This window comes from Roseomonas sp. GC11 (genome assembly GCF_024437745.1).
Lineage (GTDB): Bacteria > Pseudomonadota > Alphaproteobacteria > Acetobacterales > Acetobacteraceae > Pseudoroseomonas.
In genome coordinates, this window is sequence record NZ_JANFNY010000041.1 from 1 (window position 1) to 15,195 (window position 15,195).

The following is a 15,195-nucleotide window of genomic DNA, read 5'->3' on the forward strand; positions in this document are numbered from 1 at the left end:
GGCTCAGGGGGCGCGGGCGGCGCCTCGGGCTGCGGTGGGGCCAGCGGCGCCTCCGTGCCGGCGGCCTCCGGCGCGGCGGGCGGCGGCTCCTGCTGCGGCAGGGGCGGGCCTTCCGGCGTTGCCTCGAACACCACCGGCACGCCTTCTTCCGGCGCCCCGCTCGGCATGGGCTTGGGCGTGTAGGTCATCAGCAGCCAGGCCAGAAGCCCGGCATGCAGCAGCAGCGAGAGCGTCAGACCCGGCCCCAGCCGCCAGGGCAGCGGCGTCCGCCATGGCGGCAGGGGCGGTTCGGTGGTGAGGCTCATGCGGCGGGGCGCGTCTCAAAGGCAGGATCGGGCGCCGCACCCTAGGGCCGCACCGCAGCGCCCGCCAGGGTGCGTGACAGATCGTGACACAGCTCCCGCCGGCCGGAAGGAAACAGAAAGAAGTTCTTTTTTGGGAAAAAGAACCAAAAAAACCTTTTTTCAGGGTGGGGGCGCCCGTGGCAGGGCCGCGCGCTTTCGCCCCGGCCCCTGGATGCTTTAAACCCCGCCTATGACCGTGCTCGCCATCCGTGACCTGACCATCCGCATCGCCGGCCGCCCCCTGCTGGAAGGGGCCGAGCTGGTGGTGGAACCCGGCCGCAAGATCGGGCTCGTCGGGCGCAACGGGGCGGGCAAATCCACCCTGTTCCGCGCCATCACCGGCGAAATCCAGGCCGATGGCGGGGAAATCCGCCTCGCCACCCGCGCCCGCATGACCCATGTGGCCCAGGAAGCGCCAGGGGGCAGCACCAACCTGCTCGACACCGTCCTCGCCGCCGATACGGAGCGCGCCAGCCTCCTCGCCCGGCTGGAGACGGAAACCGATGGCACCCAGCTGGCGGAGATCCATGAAAGGCTGATCGCCATCCGGGCGGACAGCGCGCCCTCCCGCGCCGCCACCGTGCTCTCCGGCCTCGGCTTCGACGCGGAGGCGCAGGCGCGGCCGGTGGGGGAATTCTCCGGCGGCTGGCGCATGCGCGTGGCCCTGGCCCAGGCGCTGTTCCTGGAGCCGGACCTGCTGCTGCTCGACGAGCCGACCAACCACCTCGACCTGGAGGCGACGCTCTGGCTGGAGGGCTGGCTCACCCGCTTCTCGGGCGCGGCCATCGTCATCAGCCATGACCGCGGGCTGCTGGAACGCTGCGTCGATGCCATCGCCCATCTGGACCGGCTGAAGATCGCCCTCTACCCCGGCGGCTACGACAATTTCGTGCGCGTCCGCACCGAGCGCGCGGCGCAGCAGCAGGCGCAGAACGAGAAGATCGCCGCCCAGCGCGCGCATATGCAGTCCTTCGTGGACCGCTTCCGCGCCAAGGCCACCAAGGCACGGCAGGCGCAGTCCCGCCTCAAGGCGCTGGAGAAGCTGCCGGCCATCGAGGCGGTGGTGGAGGATGCGCCCACCCGCTTCGCCTTCCCCGACCCGGGCGAGCTGGCGCCGCCCATCCTCTCCCTCTCGCGCGTCGATGTCGGCTATGACGGGCGGCCGATCCTGCGCGGGCTGGAGCTGCGGCTGGACCAGGAAGACCGCATCGCCCTGCTCGGCGCCAATGGCAATGGCAAGTCCACCCTCGCCAAGCTGCTGGCCGGGCGGCTGCCGCCGCTGGGTGGCCACACCCACCGCGACCGGCGGCTGAAGGTCGGCTATTTCGCCCAGCATCAGGCGGAGGAGCTGGACATGGCCGGCACCCCGCTCTCCCACATGCAGGCGGCGCTGGGGCCGAAATTCACCGAGACGCAGTGCCGCGCCCAGCTCGCCCGCTTCGGCCTGGACGAGGAGCGGGCGACCACCACCCTCTCCTCCCTCTCGGGCGGGGAGAAGGCGCGGCTGCTGCTGGCGCTCTGCACGCGCGACGCGCCGCACCTGCTGATCCTCGACGAGCCGACCAACCACCTCGACATCGACGCGCGCGAGGCGCTGGTGAAGGCGCTGGCCGCCTTTGGCGGCGCCGTGGTGCTGATCACCCACGACCCGCATCTGGTGACCCTGGCGGCGGACCGGCTCTGGCTGGTGGGCGATGGCAAGGTGACGCCCTTCGAGGGCGACCTGGACGACTACCGCGCCCTGCTGGCCGAGCGCGCCCGCGCCGCCCGCGGCAGCCCGGCCGAGGCCGCCCCCACCCGCCGCGATGAGCGCCGCGAGCGCGCCGAGAACCGCCAGGCCCTGGCTCCGCTGCGCCAGCGCGTGGCGAAGATCGAGGCGGAGATGGCCAGGCTCCAGAAGGAGGCCGCCCTGCTGGAGAAGAAGCTGGGCGACCCGGACACCTATGCCCGCTTCAAGGCGGAGGACATCGCCTGGGCCAGCCAGCGCCAGGGCGCCATCGCCAAGCAGGTCGCCGCCCTGGAAGAGGAGTGGCTGGAAATCCAGGAGAAGCTGGAGACGGCCTGAGGGCGCCCCCAAAAGGGTTTCCAAAGGCCTCAGGCCTTTGGTGGGGAGAGTTTGAGAGGGGCGAAGCCCCTCTCAAGACGCGCATCCCACAGGAACGCCCCTTCCCCCTTGGCGCCGCGCCGCGCGCGTGGGATGCAAACGGCCAAGAACCCCCGCCCGGGAGAGAAACACCATGCAACGCCGCACCCTGCTGCGCGCCGGTCTGGCCGGCGCCCTCGCCCACCCCGCCCTGGTCCAGGCGCAGGGCACCGCGCCGCTGCGCATCATCGTCCCGGCCCCACCCGGCGGGCCCACCGACCTCCTGGCCCGTGCCCTGGCCGACCGCACCCAGCACAGCCTCGGCCGCCCGGTGGTGGTGGACAACCGCGCCGGCGCCGGCGGCGTCATCGGCAGCGAGGCCGCGGCCCGCAGCGCGCCGGATGGCAACACCATCCTGCTCGGCCACAACCAGACCCACGCCAGCAACCAGGCGATGATGCCCCGCCTGCCCTACCATGTGCTGGACAGCTTCGCCCCCCTGGCCAAGCTCGCCACCGTCCACCACGCCCTGGTGGTGCCGGGCAATTACCCCGCCACCACCCTGGCGGCGCTGATCGAGCGCGGCCGGCGCGGGCGGCTGAGCTACGCCTCCTCCCAGGCTGGTTCCGCCAGCCACGTCATCGCCGAGACGCTGGTCCGCCGCGAGAAGATGGACGCCACCCATATCCCCTACCGGGGGGCCGCGCCGGCGGCGACGGACACGGTGGCCGGCACGGTGGATTTCTACGTCGCCACCTTCCCCTCCGTCGCCGGGCTGGTGCGGGATGGGCAGCTGCGCGCCCTGGAAATCGGCGCGCCCGCCCGGCTGGCGGAATTCCCGAATATCCCCACCGCCGCCGAGGCCGGCGCGCCCTACCTGGCGGTGGATGCCTGGTTCGGCCTCTTCGCCCCGGCCGGCACGCCGGAGCCCATCCTCCAGCGCATCGCCACCGCCATGCTCCAGGCCCTCGCCGAGCCGGAGATGGGCACCCGGCTGGCCTCCGGCGGCTTCACCCTCGACCCGCTGCCCCCCGGCCCCTTCGCCGCCTTCCAGAAGGAAGAAGTCGCGCGCTGGGCGGAGATGGTGAAACTCACCGGCGTCACCATCGACGGGTGAGGGAAAAGAAAGAAAGCAGGGCAGAAAAAGCCGTCCTTTTTTGAAAAAAAGGACCAAAAAACTTTTTCCAGCAAAGGGCGCGCCTCCGGGGGAAAGAGCGCACACATCGCACACATAAAGAATCGCGCGAGGGTCATGCGGCGCATGCACCCTTCGGCGGTGGCGATGGGCGCCCCCGCCTGCTATAGCCCGCCCGGACACCGCCGGAGCCCCCCTCTAGAACCGGCGGCGAGAGGGATTCGTGGATCATGGCGCGACGCCGGCAGCTCTATGAAGGCAAGGCGAAGGTCCTGTTCGAGGGACCGGAGCCCGGCACCCTCGTGCAGTATTTCAAGGATGACGCCTCCGCCGCCAACGGCGCCAAGAAAGGCATCATCACCGGCAAGGGCGTGCTCAACAACCGCATCAGCGAATACCTGATGACGCGCCTGGGCGAAATCGGCGTCCCCACCCATTTCATCCGCCGCCTGAACATGCGCGAGCAGCTCATCCGCGAGGTGGAAATCATCCCCCTCTCCGTGATGGTGCGCAACGTCGCCGCCGGCTCCCTCGCCACGCGCCTCGGCATCCAGGAAGGCACCCGCCTGCCGCGCTCGATCGTCGAGTATTATTACAAGAACGACGCGCTGAACGACCCGATGGTGTCGGAAGAGCATATCACCTGCTTCGGCTGGGCCGCGACACAGGACCTGGACGACATGGTGGCCCTCGCGCTCCGCGTGAACGACTTCCTCTCCGGCCTGTTCCTCGGCGTCGGCATCGTGCTCGTCGATTTCAAGCTGGAATTCGGGCGGCTCTACGAGAACGAGGACATGCGCATCGTCCTCGCCGATGAGATCAGCCCCGACAATTGCCGCCTGTGGGACGCCAACACGGGCGAGAAAATGGACAAGGACCGCTTCCGCCGCGACCTGGGCAGGGTCGAGGAAGGCTATCAGGAAGTGGCCCGCCGCCTCGGCATCCTGCCAGAGGCCGGCATTCGTGACATGAAGGGCCCGGAGGTGATGCAGTGAAGGCGCGTGTGACCGTCATGCCGAAGAACGGCGTCCTCGACCCCCAGGGCAAGGCCATCGAGCACGCCCTGGGCACGCTGGGCTTCGCCACCGTGGGCGAAGTGCGGACCGGCAAGATCATCGAGCTGGAACTGGCCGAGACCGACCCGGACAAGGCCCGCGCCCAGGCCGAGGAGATGGCCCGCAAGCTGCTGGCCAACACCGTGATCGAAAGCTTCCGCGTCGAACTGGCCTGAGGCCAGACCCGCCGCCACAACGCCGGAGCGCGCGCGCCCCATGGTCAAGGCCTCCCTCCTGCTGATGCTGCTGCTGACGCTGCTCATCGGCATGGGGCTGCGCTGGCGGCAAAGCCGCCTGCCGCAGGTGGCCACCGCCCAGCGGGGCCGGGCGCGCCGGCCGGGGCTGCTCGCCCTGGCCAAGGCCCGGCTCGACCTGTGGATCACCGCCGCCGCCCTCGCCTCGCTCGTCACCATCCTGCTGATGGGCGGGCTGCACTGGGTGCGCGTCTGGCTCCAGTGATGCTTCCCCCCTCCCCTCCCCTTCCCTTTCCGGGGCCCGCCGCATGAACGCCGTCATCCTCCTCTTCCCCGGCACCAACCGCGAGCGCGACATGGCGATCGCGCTGCACAAGGCGACGGGGAAGAAGCCCACCATCCTGTTCCACCAGGAAACCAGCCTGCCCGCCGGGACGGACCTGGTGGTGCTGCCCGGCGGCTTCTCCCATGGCGACTATCTGCGCTGCGGCGCCATGGCGGCACGCTCGCCCATCATGCCGGCGGTGGCCGAATTCGCGGCGAAGGGCGGGCATATCCTGGGCGTCTGCAACGGCTTCCAGATCCTGACCGAGGCCGGGCTGCTGCCGGGCGCGCTGCTCCGCAACGCCGGGCTGCGCTTCCTCTCGATGGACTGCCACCTGCGCGTGGAAACCAGCGACAGCCCCTTCACCAGCCGCTGGCAGAAGGGCGAGGTCTACCGCGCCCCGATGGCCCATGGCGACGGCAATTTTTTCTGCGATGACGAGACGCTCGCCCGCCTGAACGGCGAGGCCCGCGTGGCCTTCCGCTACGTGGACGCCAGCGGCGCCGCCACGCCCGAGGCCAACCGCAACGGCGCGCGCGAGAACATCGCCGGCATCCTGAGCGAGAACCGCCGCATCCTGGGCATGATGCCCCACCCGGAAGATCTGGTGGACCCGCTGATGGGCGGGACGGATGGGCTTCCGCTGTTCGAGAGCATCGCGGGGGTTTTGGCGGCGGCCTGAGCGGGGGGTTTCAGTTCGGAGAGTTGGTGGGCGCGGGGCCGGGAGGCCTCGCGCTTTTGGTGCTTCCGGCAGCTACAGCCGGCGGGCCATCTGCGGCGGGATACCTTTGGAACATCGAAAATTCACCCGCAGAGCTGAAATTTTTAGCTCATATTCGAGCCAATTTAATTCGAAATAACTACGAACCGACTTTACCGAGCAGCTGCGGCAAAGCTAATCTCGTGATGGGCTCGTCTGTCGCCTACAAGGAGGTGAGAATTGTCTGCGACGATCAACGGCGTTGGCCAACTGATGTGCGGAAATCAAAATATTGACGGAATAGCAGGAAGCGCTCTGTTACAGCTGTCAAGTTCGATAGTTCAGTTTTCAGATCGAATGGTTGATTTGCTAAACCGTGATGACAGCGTCGATAGAATTGCGCTCGGGCCATTCTGCACTAGAGTTTTCATGGAAAATTCTTTCGCCGCCATTATGGCTCGACTAGATTCATTTAGAATTATTTACCTCAGTGAATTTCAAAATCAACCCGAATATATTCATGGAAAACGAGCAAAATCTTCATTCTCTTGGTTTGGAGATGTTATTCCGATCGATGAAAAATCAACAACAGCATTATGGAATATTGAGCATGACTCTTCTAAAATCAGCAGGGCATTATTTTCTCAATATTCAAATCATATGTATTGGAAAAACGCTATGGCAAAATCATTAGATTATGTTTCAAAAAAACCCGCCAGCGCGATAAAGAGTGAGTTTTCTTTATTAGATCCAGAAACATTTATGGTTCAATATAAAGGAACATGTCAGGGTTTATACTCTTCTTTATCTAAGGGCGTTCACTGGGAATTCTTCACAACAGCAATGGTCTATGACGACAATACGGTGACAGATTTAATAAAAAGCACGGCAAAAATAGTTAGTCAATTTGGATTTATTTCTAATTTTATATCAACATCAATTTCTTCTTGCAGTCCAGATGAGGCGTGGGAAATCTATTGCGATTTTCGGAGCAAAACGGAATGATTAGTCAAAATTTAGATAGAAGCGACGCAGGCCTTGTCTTGGCTGCCGAGGAGTGGCCTCAGGATTCATTCGTTCAATATCATAGCTTTACTACGAACGATGAAAGTGTCATCCGCAAGCTAATTGCGCATGGCCCCGTCCTCATTAGAGGCGGCCGAGGCAGCGGCAAAAGCGCCCTACTGCTTGAGGCCCATCGGCGCATGCAAAATGTGCCCAACATTTTGCCTGTCTATGTCAGTCTGAGATACCTCCCGCTGCTTCAAGCGGACGGAAACGAATACATCAGGCACTTTTGTGATATTTTATCCGAAAAAATCAGTTCAGAAATTCAAAAAAGAAGGCTTAATTTTACGTTTGGAGAATGCAATGACGAATCTTCACTAAAAAGGAATCTTTCGGAGCTTTCTCAAAACTCGAATAGGAGAATCGTTCTTCTTTTTGATGATCCTGCACACATTGGTCGAGAGAAGTCTCTAGAAGTTTTTTTCGATTTATTCAGAACGATTTCCAGCAGCCTCATTTCGTGCAAAGCCGCGATTTACCCAGGCGTTACAAAATTCGGCATCCGCTTTGATGTGTTTAATGATTCAACATTAGTTGATATTACACGATCAGATGTATCTTCGACACCAAATCTATTTCCTGAGGTGATGAGGCTAAGATACCCAAGACTATCCGATCGTTCATTATTTTCTGATCGTTTATTGCCTGATCAGTTCGCAAACCTGCTTGGACGAGCAGTTGTCGGCAATATGCGTGGATTTATACTTGCCTGTAATAAATTTCAATATGAAAGAAAAATTGGGATTCCTCAGCTAAACAAATCTTTGCTTGAGCTTTCGACCGATCACTTTTGGCCGCTGATGGAAGAAGTCGCGCCTAAACTTGGCGTTTACGAGCCTTTGGTGGAGGGCCCCGCTCGTTCAATCATGGAAGCATTATGCATGCATATCGGGCAATCTCTTCGAGAAAAATCAAGATTATCATTTCAAGATAAAGTGCTTATCCACAGAAATATTATTAGTAAATACTCAAAAATAATGGAAATACTTGAATATCTTGGATTTGTTTCGAAAAGAGAGGCATCTCGCGCCATGCGCTCTGGTGGTAGAGGGCCTGTGTTCGCCATGAATATTTGTAGTCTTCTCGAATTTATTCCAACTCAACGCCTTACATTAGAAAACATCAGGGATATGATCCTAAACAGCAGTGAACCTGCTGAAATTCACACCAATAGTAATGTTTTTAAAAACATTACTCTTCCAGATCTAGATAATAATGAAAATCTCAGCATTCTATCAAAAGAAATATCTTTTTTGCAAAAAAGCAAGATGTACCCATATGGGTTGACTAACGACATGATTCAACGGCTCACACGCGCTAACCTTCACCTTGTTTCTGACCTCGCCTCTATATCTGACACAAATTTGCTTAGAATTGAGGGGATTGGTCGCGCCAAAATGAATAGAATTAAAAATGTAGTTTATCAGGCAATTTGGATGTAGCAAGTTTATCGCCAACCAAGTTCAGAATTTAGGAAAATTTGCCCACAGCAAATTTCCCTGATAGCCTCCCGGAATGAGCGCATCCCGCCTGACGCCGCCCCGCCCCTGGGCCCCGATGACGGACCAGGAATGGGCGGCGCTCCTTCCCTATCTGCTGCACCGCTCGCCGCAGGGCCGCCCCCTCCGGGAATTGCGGCAGCGCATGGACGGCATCTTCGCCCTCGCCACCAGCCACGCCCCCTGGCGGGCGCTGCCGGAGCGGTTCGGCAAGGCCGACACCGTCGCCCGCTATTTCTGCCGCCTCATCCATGCCGGCCTCTGGCAGCGCTTGCTGGTCGCCCTGGCGGAAGCCGCACCGAGCCACCCGCTGCGCGCCATCGAGCATTTCATCGTTCGCGCCACCCGCCGCGCCCACCGCATCCTCGGCCTGCCGCTGCTGGTGCTGATCCGCCGTATCGGCCTGCGCTCCGCCCTGCGCGCCCCGCCCTGGCTGCTGCCGGACCCGGATTTGTCCGAAACCCTCCTCCGCCAGCCCCTGGCCTGGCTGCGCGCCGCCGCCCCGCCGGCGGAGGCGGCCGGAACACCGCCCGCCACCACCCCCGCAAGGGCCTGGAAGGAACGCTTCTCCGCCCTGCGATCCCTGTTGCGGACGGCCTGGGGGCGGGCCCGCATCAGCCGCTCGGTCTGCTGGGGGTGGCCATGACCAATCCAGCACTGGACAACGGCGCCCGCCCTGCCGAAAAGCCGTCCATGTCCAGCACGACCCCCGCCCTCCTCGCCCCCGAACGCGCCCAGCAGCTCGCCGCCGAATTCGGCCTGAAGCCGGACGAGTATGACCGCGTGCTGGCCATCCTCGGCCGCGCGCCCTCCCTCACCGAGCTCGGCATCTTCTCGGTGATGTGGTCGGAGCATTGCTCCTACAAGTCCAGCCGCGTCTGGCTGCGGCAGCTGCCGACCAAGGCGCCCTGGGTCATCCACGGCCCGGGCGAGAATGCCGGCGTCATCGACATCGGTGAGGGCCTGGCCGCCGTCTTCAAGATGGAAAGCCACAACCACCCGAGCTTCATCGAGCCCTACCAGGGCGCGGCCACCGGCGTCGGCGGCATTCTGCGCGATGTCTTCACCATGGGCGCGCGGCCCATCGCCAACCTCAACGCCCTGCGCTTCGGCGCGCCGGAGCACCCGAAGACCCGCCGCATCCTCGATGGCGTGGTGCGCGGCATTGGCGGCTATGGCAACTGCGTCGGCGTCCCCACCGTGGGGGGCGAGGTGAATTTCCACCCCTCCTACAATGGCAACCCGCTGGTCAACGCCATGACCGTCGGCATCGCCCGCAAGGACAAGATTTTTCTCAGCGCCGCGGCGGGCATCGGCAATCCGGTGGTCTATGTCGGCTCCAAGACGGGGCGGGATGGCATCCACGGCGCCACCATGTCCTCCGCCGAGTTCAGCGCCGATTCGGAGGAGAAGCGCCCCACCGTCCAGGTTGGCGATCCGTATGCGGAAAAGCTGCTGATCGAGGCCTGCATGGAGCTGATGGCGACGGACGTCATCGTGGCCATCCAGGATATGGGCGCGGCGGGGCTGACCTCCTCCAGCGTCGAGATGGCGGGCAAGGGCGGCGTGGGCATCGAGCTGGTGCTGGACCATGTCCCGCAGCGCGAAACCGGCATGACGGCCTATGAGATGATGCTCTCCGAGAGCCAGGAGCGCATGCTGATGATCCTGAAGCCCGGGCAGGAGCACGTGGCCGAGGCGATCTTCCGCAAGTGGGAGCTGGATTTCGCCGTCATCGGCCATCTGACGGATACGGGCCGCATCGTCATCCGCCACAAGGGCGCGCTGGAGGCTGATATTCCGCTGGCGCCGCTGGAGAGCGAGGCGCCGCTCTATCATCGCCCGACGGCGGAGACGCCGCGCCAGCCGGTGCTGGAGGCCGCCACGGTGGCGGACCCGGCCGGGTTGCAGGCGGCGCTGCTGACGCTGGTGGGCAGCCCGGACCTGTGCTCGCGCCGCTGGATCTGGGACCAGTATGACAGCACGGTGGGCGGGCAGACGGTGAAGCGCCCCGGCGCCGCCGATGCCGCCATTGTCCGGCTGGAGGACAGCGCCCGCGCCCTGGCCATGACGACGGACTGCACGCCGCGCTACTGCGTGGCGGACCCGGAGGAGGGCGGCCGCCAGGCGGTGGCCGAGGCGTGGCGCAACATCACCGCCACGGGCGCCACGCCGCTCGCCATCACCGACAACATGAATTTCGGCAATCCTGAGAAGCCGGAGATCATGGGCCAGTTCGCCGCCGCCGTGCGCGGCATGGCGAGCGCCTGCACGGCGCTGGACTTCCCGGTCGTCTCCGGCAACGTCTCTCTCTACAATGAGACGGAGGGCAAGGGCATCCTCCCCACCCCCGCCATTGGCGCGGTGGGCGTGATCGAGGATGTGGCGAAGGCCATCGGCTATGGCCTGGCGGAAGGGCTGGAGCTGGTGCTGGTGGGCGAGACCGCTGGCTGGCTGGGCCAGTCGCTCTGGCTGCGCGAGATCGCCGGGCGGGAGGAAGGCGCGCCGCCGCCGGTCGATCTGGCCGCCGAGCGCCGCCATGGCGATTTCATCCGTGCCCGCATCCTGGATGGCACCGTGGTGGCCTGCCATGACGTGGCGGATGGCGGCGTGCTGGTGGCCGCGGCGGAGATGGCCATGGAGGGTGGCGTCGGCGCCACGCTGGAGGCGGCGCCGGCTGGCCTGCCCGCGCATGCCTTCTGGTTCGGCGAGGACCAGGGCCGTTATGTGGTGGCCACGCGGGATGCGGCGGCGCTGCTGGCGGCGGCGGCGGCGGCCGGGGTGCCGGCGCGCAAGCTGGGCCGCAGCGGGGGCAAGGACTTGGTGGTTGCGGGTGGCGTCACCATCTCGGTGGCGGAGCTGCGCGCGGCGCATGAGCGCTTCCTGCCTGCGCTGATGGCGCGGTAAGCTAGAGACCGGACAGGAGAACGACCCCATGGCCATGCCGGCTGCGGAAATCGAGGCGCTGATCAAGGCCGCCCTGCCCGATGCCCAGGTGACGATCGAGGATCTCGCGGGGGATGGCGACCACTATGCCGCCACCGTGGTGTCCGAGGCGTTCCGGGGCCGCTCCCGCGTGCAGCAGCACCAGATGGTCTATGCCGCACTCCAGGGCCGCATGGGCGGGGCGCTGCACGCCCTTGCCCTGCAGACCTCCGCCCCCTGAAGGAACCTCCCCCTATGAGCAACCCTGTCTTCGAGCGCATCCAGGCTGAGATCACCGAGAATCCGGTGGTCCTCTACATGAAGGGCACGCCGGTTTTCCCGCAGTGCGGCTTCTCGTCCCGGGTGGTGCAGATTCTTTCCCACATGGGCGTGCCCTTCAAGGGCGTGAACGTGCTGGAGGACATGGAGGTCCGCGAGGGCATCAAGTCCTTCACCAACTGGCCGACCATTCCGCAGCTTTATGTGCGGGGCGAGTTCGTGGGCGGCTGCGACATCATCATGGAGATGTTCCAGAATGGTGAGCTGACCCAGCTGCTCACCGAGAAGGACATCCCGCACAAGGCCGCCGCCTGATCCAGGCTTTTTTTCAGTTGGCGTCCTGCCTCGGACCTGAGGCGGGGCGCCGGCTGGCAAAGTCTTTTTGCTTCTTTTTCTTCAGAAAAAGAAGATTTCTTCCTGTTACTTTATTTCTCCTCCTGCATTCCCCTTATCTTCCTTCCCAAGGAAAGTTCCCGGGGATGACATCATGACCAGCCATAAACTGCGCACCCTGCTGAATCTGCTGCTGCCGCTGGCGCAGCCGGTGGTGGGGGCGATGGCGCCGCTGTTCGGCATTGGCCACACCCAGGCGGAGATGTCCGCCCGCAGCCAGACGCCCGTGGTGCCGCAGGGCTATGCCTTTTCCATCTGGGGCCTGCTGTTCACGCTGAGCATTGTGTGGGGCATCTGGCAGGCGCTGCCGGCGGGGCGGGATACACTGGCGGCGCGGCGGCTGGGCTGGCCGCTGGCGGGGGCCTTCGCCGCCTCCATCCTGTGGATGGTGCTGAGCCAGCTCACCGAGAATGGCTGGCACCTGGTGCTGGTGATCCTGCTGGTGCTGGCGGCCAGCCTGGCGGCTTTCTTCCTGGAGCTGCGCCTGCCGCGGGAGGGTGCGGCGCAATCCTGGCTGATCCACCCGCTGGTGGGGCTGCTGGCGGGGTGGGTCTCGGTGGCGACATTTGCCAATATCGCCGGGGCGGCGCGCATCCACGGGCTGTTCCCGGCCGATGGGCTGGGGGCCACGCTGGCGGCGGTTCTGGTGCTGCTGGCGGCGGGCGGACTGACGCTCGGGGTGCTGTGGGTGGCGCGCGGGGCGCTGTGGTATGCGGCGGCCGTGGCCTGGGCGCTGCTGGCCATCCTCTATGCCAACACCGCCGGCCGGTCCTTCGATCCGGGCGTGGCGCTGGCGGCGGGCGCGCTGCTGGCCGTGGTGCTGGCCATGGCGTGGCAGCGGCGCCGGCTGCGCGCCGCCGCCTGAGGGCCGCCTCCCCCGCCGGCCTCAGCCGCGCCGGCGGATCACCAGCCCGATGGAGGTGGTGACGTAGCGCTGCAGATCCAGCTTCAGATGCGCGCCCTGGGGGTTGGGCAGGTAGGGTGGCAGGTCGATCACCTCATCCAGCTCATGCCCGCCGGGCCAGAGGTTGAGCGGCCAGACCTCATGCCCGGCGGCGACCATGCGGGCCAGGAACTCCTCGATATCCACCTTGCGGAAGAGGCTGCATTCCGGCGTCTGCAGGGTGACGCCATTGGAGAGCAGGTTGAACTCCGTGGTGTGGACGGCGATGCCACCGGGGCGCAGGCAGCCCAGGCTGGCCTCGATGAAATCCAGCCCGTGGCGCAGCGAGCCGAGATGCTCCAGCGAGCAGGCGGACCAGGTGACATCGAAGCCCGCCAGATCCGGCGGGATGGCGTTCATGTCCACCGCGCGGTGGGTGACGCGCTGGCGGAACAGATCCGCCGGCAGCAGCTTCGGGCGGTGAAGCTGCATGACATCGTGGCTGTGCTGCTGGGTGCTGGCCCAGCCCTGGCTGGCCATCAGTTCCGGCGGGGCGTCGGTGGCGAGGACGGAGAGGCCCTGCGCCGCCAGGGCGGAGGGCAGTGGCTCCACCCCTGTGCCGAAGCCGAGGGCGCGCAGGCCGGGGCGCAGCATTCCGGCGGCCTCGATGGCGGCCAGGATGTAGCAGAACTCCCAGATCTTGCGGTGGCGCCGGGGGGATGGCGGGATGCCGAGCATGGCGCTCAGCCGGGCGAAGGCGGGCTCGCTGAACTGCTCGGCGGTGCAGAGCTGGGAGACGGGGCGCGCCAGGCTGGGCGGGGCGAAGCGCCACGGCAGGGCCGGGTCCGCCGGTGGCCGCAGCAGGAAGAGCGGCATGCTGTATTCGGTGCTGGAGGGCCGTGGCGGGGCGGCGGCACTGGCGGGCAGCGCCGCCTGCGGGAGCGGCTGCACCCGGCACAGGGTGCGGCCGAGGCGCCAGACGAGGCGGCGCAGCCGCCCCGGCAGGCCGGGGATGGGCATGTCCTGCGCCTGCACCAGCCGACGGACGCGGCGGTGATAGGCGCGCAGATGCGGGGTGCGGCGCAGGGCGGGCAGGCCCGCACGCCGGGGCCGGCGGAACCAGACAACGAAGACGTCATTGGCGAAGACGGGATAGGCGCGGTCGGGCAGCGCCTCCCAGAAGAGCAGGTTATGCGGCGCGATCTCCCCCTTGTGGCAGACCACCCAGTGATAGGCGGTATCGGCCTCGCCCGGCTCCGCCTCGACGAGGACGCCGGCGGGGAGGGCGGGCCAGAACTGGAGGGGGGCCAGCACCCTCTCACCGGGCCGGATATGGATGGCGAGCAGATCAGCGACTGCCTGCCAGGCCGGATCCAGCGCGAGCGGCGGGGGCTCCGGCTGGGTGGCCGGCGTCAGAACCTCCGGGGCGAGCAGGGCTTCAGGCATGGCGGCATCCCCCGCAGCATTGTTCCGAAATCATACTGAAATCATACCCCCATGCCAGCATGGCGGCCACGGCGCGTCACAGGCGCACGGTTTTTTTGTGGCTTCGCCGGCTTTCGGACGGGCAGCGGGAAAGCCGCCCGGGGGCGGCGGGGCGGGATTGCCGCCTGGCGGCTTCAGCCAGAGGCAGGGGAGCAAAGCACGGCCATCCCCGCATCAGGAGGCGTGTTCCGCCGGGAAGAAGCCCGCTATCTGGCGCACGCGACGGCCAGTTTTGAGGCCCCGATTGTCCCTGGCGCCGGGTTTTCCCAGGGCGCCCGCCAATTTTCATTGTCGGACCTGATAATTTTCCCGGCGCCGGAAATTTCTTCAAAATAAACAGTCGATATAAAGCGGTATTTATTTGAAGAACAATCATAATCCATCAAAGATCGCGTGCTTTTTTGCCCATAACTTCCGTTATTTTCTCTCGTGTAATTCACGATCACCCAGACCCGAGCAATATTCCCCTCGATATGTCTGGTAGGCAGATGCATCCAATGCAAAAATTTTTCATTCCAACCGCCCATCACCCACCCACTTCCAGGCGCCTCATAAGCAGGGTCCGGGGAAGGCATGGGCGGCAGCACAGGCTCAGGCCTGGGTTGGGCCGCGACCCTGGGTGCGGAGGCCGGCACCTGAGGCTGAACGCAGCCTGACACGGCGACCAGTCCCGCGGCCGCCAGGGCGGCCCGGACATGCCGCCACCCGACAACAGGCTTCATCCGCACCCCCAATCGCTGCGCTTGCGGTTCTTTTCCAGGCAACGGGATGCAGGCGTCAAGACCGCGATCGGGCAGAAAGCCAGCCCCGGACGCTCCGCGCCTTCA

General features: G+C 64.9%; 15 protein-coding genes and 1 pseudogene. 13 read left to right on the forward strand and 3 right to left on the reverse strand.

What is annotated here, in order from left to right:
• Window positions 1-305 (reverse strand): annotated as a pseudogene (locus tag NON00_RS13840) (hypothetical protein); the annotation flags it as partial.
• A 229-nt stretch (window positions 306-534) separates the two neighbouring features.
• On the opposite strand from NON00_RS13840, the gene NON00_RS13845 reads away from it, so the two are divergent.
• The 13 genes from NON00_RS13845 (at window position 535) to NON00_RS13905 (ending at window position 12,865) form a co-directional block, all read left to right on the forward strand.
• Window positions 535-2,409 carry an ABC-F family ATP-binding cassette domain-containing protein gene (locus tag NON00_RS13845; RefSeq protein WP_256022052.1) on the forward strand — a complete coding sequence of 625 codons (1,875 nt, stop codon included), beginning with the start codon at window positions 535-537 and terminating at the stop codon, window positions 2,407-2,409.
• A gap of 172 nt (window positions 2,410-2,581) precedes the next feature.
• On the forward strand, window positions 2,582-3,544 hold the full coding sequence (locus tag NON00_RS13850; RefSeq protein ID WP_256022054.1) for a tripartite tricarboxylate transporter substrate binding protein: 963 nt from the start codon (window positions 2,582-2,584) through the stop codon (window positions 3,542-3,544).
• Between the two features lie 248 nt (window positions 3,545-3,792).
• Window positions 3,793-4,557, forward strand: coding sequence for a phosphoribosylaminoimidazolesuccinocarboxamide synthase (purC, locus tag NON00_RS13855; protein ID WP_256022056.1), 765 nt, complete (start codon window positions 3,793-3,795; stop codon window positions 4,555-4,557).
• Window positions 4,554-4,793, forward strand: a complete 240-nt coding sequence (gene purS, locus NON00_RS13860) for a phosphoribosylformylglycinamidine synthase subunit PurS (protein WP_256022058.1) — start codon at window positions 4,554-4,556, stop codon at window positions 4,791-4,793. Before purC ends, purS begins: the two co-directional genes overlap by 4 nt.
• 40 nt (window positions 4,794-4,833) lie before the next feature.
• The gene (locus tag NON00_RS13865; RefSeq protein ID WP_256022061.1) at window positions 4,834-5,076 is read left to right on the forward strand and encodes a hypothetical protein; all 243 of its coding nucleotides are present in this window, start codon (window positions 4,834-4,836) and stop codon (window positions 5,074-5,076) included.
• Between the two features lie 43 nt (window positions 5,077-5,119).
• Window positions 5,120-5,818 carry a phosphoribosylformylglycinamidine synthase subunit PurQ gene (purQ, locus tag NON00_RS13870; protein WP_256022065.1) on the forward strand — a complete coding sequence of 233 codons (699 nt, stop codon included), beginning with the start codon at window positions 5,120-5,122 and terminating at the stop codon, window positions 5,816-5,818.
• Window positions 5,819-6,076: 258 nt separating this feature from the next.
• Window positions 6,077-6,841, forward strand: a complete 765-nt coding sequence (locus NON00_RS13875) for a hypothetical protein (protein WP_256022068.1) — start codon at window positions 6,077-6,079, stop codon at window positions 6,839-6,841.
• Window positions 6,838-8,346 carry a hypothetical protein gene (locus NON00_RS13880; protein WP_256022071.1) on the forward strand — a complete coding sequence of 503 codons (1,509 nt, stop codon included), beginning with the start codon at window positions 6,838-6,840 and terminating at the stop codon, window positions 8,344-8,346. The genes NON00_RS13875 and NON00_RS13880 overlap by 4 nt, the downstream gene beginning before the upstream one ends.
• Before the next feature lie 73 nt (window positions 8,347-8,419).
• On the forward strand, window positions 8,420-9,049 hold the full coding sequence (locus NON00_RS13885) for a transposase (protein ID WP_256022074.1): 630 nt from the start codon (window positions 8,420-8,422) through the stop codon (window positions 9,047-9,049).
• A gap of 47 nt (window positions 9,050-9,096) precedes the next feature.
• Window positions 9,097-11,310: a phosphoribosylformylglycinamidine synthase subunit PurL gene (gene purL / locus NON00_RS13890; RefSeq protein WP_256022077.1), complete on the forward strand. Its 2,214-nt coding sequence runs from the start codon at window positions 9,097-9,099 to the stop codon at window positions 11,308-11,310.
• A gap of 28 nt (window positions 11,311-11,338) precedes the next feature.
• Window positions 11,339-11,569, forward strand: a complete 231-nt coding sequence (locus NON00_RS13895; protein ID WP_007003683.1) for a BolA family protein — start codon at window positions 11,339-11,341, stop codon at window positions 11,567-11,569.
• Between the two features lie 14 nt (window positions 11,570-11,583).
• Window positions 11,584-11,922, forward strand: coding sequence for a Grx4 family monothiol glutaredoxin (grxD, locus tag NON00_RS13900; protein ID WP_256022081.1), 339 nt, complete (start codon window positions 11,584-11,586; stop codon window positions 11,920-11,922).
• Window positions 11,923-12,094: 172 nt separating this feature from the next.
• Window positions 12,095-12,865 (forward strand): hypothetical protein, encoded by a 771-nt coding sequence (locus tag NON00_RS13905; RefSeq protein WP_256022083.1) that lies wholly within the window; start codon window positions 12,095-12,097, stop codon window positions 12,863-12,865.
• 21 nt (window positions 12,866-12,886) lie between these two features.
• Here the strand turns inward: NON00_RS13905 and NON00_RS13910 are convergent, their stop codons facing one another.
• Window positions 12,887-14,329 carry a hypothetical protein gene (locus tag NON00_RS13910; protein ID WP_256022084.1) on the reverse strand — a complete coding sequence of 481 codons (1,443 nt, stop codon included), beginning with the start codon at window positions 14,327-14,329 and terminating at the stop codon, window positions 12,887-12,889.
• A gap of 245 nt (window positions 14,330-14,574) precedes the next feature.
• Complete coding sequence (locus tag NON00_RS24920) at window positions 14,575-15,090, reverse strand: surface-adhesin E family protein (RefSeq protein ID WP_370688717.1); 516 nt, start codon at window positions 15,088-15,090, stop codon at window positions 14,575-14,577.
• Window positions 15,091-15,195: the final 105 nt, after the last annotated feature.